Source organism: Endozoicomonas atrinae, assembly GCF_001647025.1.
Classification (GTDB): Bacteria; Pseudomonadota; Gammaproteobacteria; order Pseudomonadales; family Endozoicomonadaceae; genus Endozoicomonas; species Endozoicomonas atrinae.
In genome coordinates this window covers 1-2,016 of sequence record NZ_LUKQ02000486.1, presented here as the reverse complement: position 1 = coordinate 2,016, position 2,016 = coordinate 1, and the positions used below count along the sequence as shown (strand labels likewise).

Sequence of the window (2,016 nt, the reverse complement as noted above, 5' to 3'; positions counted from 1 at the left end):
ATCAGAACCTGATGCACAGAGTTTTTGAGAAGTTAGGCTTGGCAATGAATGACGAAAAAGTCATGAATACTTATGAGGAGCTAAGTAGCTATGGTGCTATCGCTGCATAATAGTGTCCGGAGTATTGTCTTAAAAAAAGTAGCTATTTGCCTCTGTTGTGGTAGGCGAAAACCGTACTCCTGTGTATCATTGTGTTCGCAGTTTTTTTGTGGTGCGTGATTCTGTACGGGTTAGCGTCGAATTTGGACTACCGTATTAAACGCACGGCTTTGTAAACCATAGCTTCGTAAACCATTGGAGAAACACTTATGGGCGTTTTAGTAGGCAAGAAGGCTCCTGACTTCACGGTACCAGCTGTACTGGGTGACGGCTCTATTGTTGATGCTTTTACACTGTCCGAAGCCATCCGTGGTAAGTACGGTCTGCTGTTTTTCTACCCACTGGACTTCACTTTCGTATGTCCTTCTGAGCTGATTGCCCTGGACCACCGTATGGATGCTTTCCAGGAGCGTGGCGTTGAAGTGATTGGTGTTTCCATTGACTCTCACTTTACTCACAATGCATGGCGTAATACCCCTGTTGATCAGGGCGGTATCGGTCAGGTCAAATACACCCTGGCTGCTGACATGACACACGACATCTGTAAGTCTTATGACGTTGAGTCTGAAGGCGGTGTAGCTTTCCGTGGTGCTTTCCTGATCGATAAGGAAGGCCTGGTTCGCTCCCAGATCGTTAACGACCTGCCACTGGGCCGTAACATGGATGAGCTGATTCGCCTGGTTGACGCTCTGCAGTTCCACGAAGAGCATGGCGAAGTTTGTCCTGCTGGCTGGAGCAAGGGCGATAAGGGGATGACCGCTTCCCCAGATGGTGTTGCCAAGTACCTGTCTGAGAGTGCTGACGGCCTCTAAGACCGTATGGCGAGTGAAAAAAGCTGCTTATGCAGCTTTTTTTTAAAAAGTTTTTTGCAGTGGAATACTTGACTCACGGCAAAATAACCTTATCATTCGCTGCCGTTGGTTGGTGACGAGATGTCGCAGCCAAGCATAGTTCCCTGATAGCTCAGTTGGTAGAGCAAATGACTGTTAATCATTGGGTCGCTGGTTCGAGTCCAGCTCGGGGAGCCACTAATTTTGTGTGTCAGCTTGTGGCTGGTGTGCGAATGGGTCGTTAGCTCAGTTGGTAGAGCAGTTGGCTTTTAACCAATTGGTCGTAGGTTCGAATCCTACACGACCCACCATTTTGTTTTATGCTTCAGCATAAACCGCCCTATGAATCGGCGGTTTTTTTATCCTGTTCAATAAGTGTCAGTGATAAGTGAAGTGTTTCGCTCTTTAAAAGATTCTTTGTTAAGAATGGGTCGTTAGCTCAGTTGGTAGAGCAGTTGGCTTTTAACCAATTGGTCGTAGGTTCGAATCCTACACGACCCACCATTTTCCTCTTTTCTAAGAGAATGTTGTCAGTACAGTAAAACTGTCGATTAGTTCCCTGATAGCTCAGTTGGTAGAGCAAATGACTGTTAATCATTGGGTCGCTGGTTCGAGTCCAGCTCGGGGAGCCACTTATTCTGTATATTAGCCTGTGGTTGATGTGCGAATGGGTCGTTAGCTCAGTCGGTAGAGCAGTTGGCTTTTAACCAATTGGTCGTAGGTTCGAATCCTACACGACCCACCATTTCAAGTTATATCGTTTTAATAGCCGTTGGTGACCTTTTTACCAGCGGTTTTTTTATGCCTGTCTGAAATTTTCACTTCGATTTATTGAATCATAAAGACTTAGAATTGCTTCTGGTTTTTTGTATCTCTGCTATTCATGACGGGCATCGCAAAGCTCACTCAAAAAGAGAAAATTCTATCTTTTCCTTTGTGAGCTTTGTGATCTCTGTGGTTATACCAATTTCATTTTCAAAATATGTCACGAATTCTGCGATTGCCTTTATACTTTAAATAGCCTGTTGTTCATCCCGTTAATGTCATGCCTAAAACTCCCGATTTTCCTGAAAACTTTCACGATGCA

At 45.0% G+C, this 2,016-nt stretch carries 1 protein-coding gene and 5 tRNA genes; all 6 read left to right on the top strand.

Annotated elements, in window-relative coordinates; translation table 11 throughout:
• Positions 1–308: 308 nt before the first annotated feature.
• Entirely contained in the window at positions 309–911 is a 603-nt protein-coding gene (locus tag AK963_RS28250; RefSeq protein ID WP_066018628.1) for a peroxiredoxin, read from the top strand.
• Between the two features lie 140 nt (positions 912–1,051).
• A tRNA-Asn gene (locus AK963_RS28245) sits at positions 1,052–1,127 on the top strand.
• Between the two features lie 37 nt (positions 1,128–1,164).
• A tRNA-Lys gene (locus AK963_RS28240) sits at positions 1,165–1,240 on the top strand.
• 117 nt (positions 1,241–1,357) lie between these two features.
• Positions 1,358–1,433: transfer RNA gene (locus tag AK963_RS28235), tRNA-Lys, on the top strand.
• A 52-nt stretch (positions 1,434–1,485) separates the two neighbouring features.
• Positions 1,486–1,561, top strand: a tRNA-Asn gene (locus AK963_RS28230).
• A gap of 37 nt (positions 1,562–1,598) precedes the next feature.
• Positions 1,599–1,674, top strand: a tRNA-Lys gene (locus AK963_RS28225).
• Positions 1,675–2,016 lie beyond the last annotated feature (342 nt).

What these genes read in the sequence shown, in the direction of transcription:
- AK963_RS28250 (WP_066018628.1), top strand. Translation starts at nt 309, where the DNA reads ATGGGCGTTTTAGTAGGCAAGAAGGCTCCTGACTTCACGGTACCAGCT.